Origin of the sequence: Arthrobacter sp. NPDC056691, from assembly GCF_042791415.1 — a bacterium.
Taxonomy (GTDB): Bacteria; Actinomycetota; Actinomycetes; order Actinomycetales; family Micrococcaceae; genus Arthrobacter.
Genome location: NZ_JBHTXX010000047.1, coordinates 1 through 1,484, shown reverse-complemented (window position 1 = coordinate 1,484; position 1,484 = coordinate 1). Strand labels below are relative to the sequence as shown.

The 1,484-nt window shown below is 63.9% G+C and carries 2 protein-coding genes; one reads left to right on the top strand and one right to left on the bottom strand.

All coding sequences use genetic code 11. The annotated features are described in order from the left end of the window. Positions 1-131 precede the first annotated feature (131 nt). Positions 132-923, bottom strand: a complete 792-nt coding sequence (locus tag ACFRAU_RS24270; RefSeq protein WP_377998226.1) for a GntR family transcriptional regulator — start codon at positions 921-923, stop codon at positions 132-134. Between the two features lie 185 nt (positions 924-1,108). On the opposite strand from ACFRAU_RS24270, the gene ACFRAU_RS24265 reads away from it, so the two are divergent. Beyond that, positions 1,109-1,402 (top strand): HPr family phosphocarrier protein, encoded by a 294-nt coding sequence (locus tag ACFRAU_RS24265; RefSeq protein WP_377998227.1) that lies wholly within the window; start codon positions 1,109-1,111, stop codon positions 1,400-1,402. Positions 1,403-1,484: the final 82 nt, after the last annotated feature.

Here is a 1,484-nt window from a genome sequence, read left to right as displayed (position 1 = left end):
TGTTTTTTTAAAAAACACCGCTACACTCTCGCCTGCCGCACCCCTTCTACACTCTGTCGGCCCGTCCCCCGCCGCGGGCCCCTTCTCTGTGCTCCGAACAGAACCCCTTTGCGGGCAGGAAGCCAGCCCGGCTACTGCTGACGGTAACCCGACGCGTAGTTCCGGGTTGGCCGAACGCCGGGCCGCTGCAGCGGAACCCACAGCTTGTACCGGTCTGCCCGGTAGTAGGACACCGAGTAGTCCACCATCGAGCGGGCGACAAAGGCATGCCGCTGGATCTTCAGCAGTGGCGCGCCGATTTCAACGTTGAGCAGCCGTGCGGTTGAGGGTGACGCAGCCGTGGCCTCGATCATGTCCTCGCCCCATTCCATGACCAGGCCGAACTGTTCGCTGAGGACGTTGTAGAGCGAGGTGGGCGGCTCGCCGTCGAGCAGCCCCGGCACCCGGTGGGCGGGGATGAAGTTCTCATCCACGCTCATTGGCTCGTTATCGGCCAGCAGAAGGCGCCGGAAACGCACCAGGGGTGTTCCCTCCTCCAGCTGGAGTTCCCGTGCCAGGAAGGCGCTGGCGGCGATCTGCTCAAAGCTCAGTACCTTCGCGGCCGGGACCATGCCGCGGCGCTGCATTTCCTCGCTGTAGGAGGTCAGCTTGACCTGGAGATCGAGCTTCGGCTTCCGGACGAAGGTGCCCAGGCCCACCACCCGTTCGATGACCTCTTCCCCCACCAGGGCGTCGATGGCCTGGCGGACGGTCATCCGGGCGAGGCCGAACCGCTCGGCGAGGTCCCGTTCGGAGGGTAGCGCCGAGCCCGGCGGGCAGGACGTCGCGATGTAGGTCCTGAGGATCTCACGGAGCTGGACGTAAATCGGTGTCCCGCTGGATCTGTCGATTTCACCGGCAATGCCGGCCACGTTAGCTGGCACGGCGGCCACTCCTGTATTGCAGTATCACAGTTCAAGGGTAAGCCTACGCGGCCACAGGTCTAGACCAGGCCAGCAAGCGGCAGGTTGACCTCACCGGGGCCGATATTCTTAAAGGCGAACAATTTAGAAAGACGACGGCGGCTTCCCCCCAAATGTGCCATCCCGTCCAAGACGAAGGAGTCCAGTTGCCCGTTCGTAAGGCAATAGTTTCTGCGGCCATCGGCCTGCACGCCAGGCCGGCAGCGGTGTTCGTCCGCGCGGTCACAGAGACAGGCTTGCCGGTGACCATCCGCAAGAACGGCATTGACGCCGTAGACGCCCGCTCCCTGCTCGAGGTCATGACTGCTGACTTCAACTGTGGCTGCGAGGTAGAGCTGGCGGTAAAGGAATCAGCCCTGCCGGTGGGCAGAAGCCTCGGTGAAGCCGAGGCGGCGCTCTCGGGTCTCGTCGAGCTGCTGGCGTCGCAGAAGGCCAGCTAGCGCCGGCCGAAAGCAGCGGAGCAACTTAAGCGCAGAACGACTTAAGCACAGAACGACGGCGGGCCCCACCATAAAGGTGGGG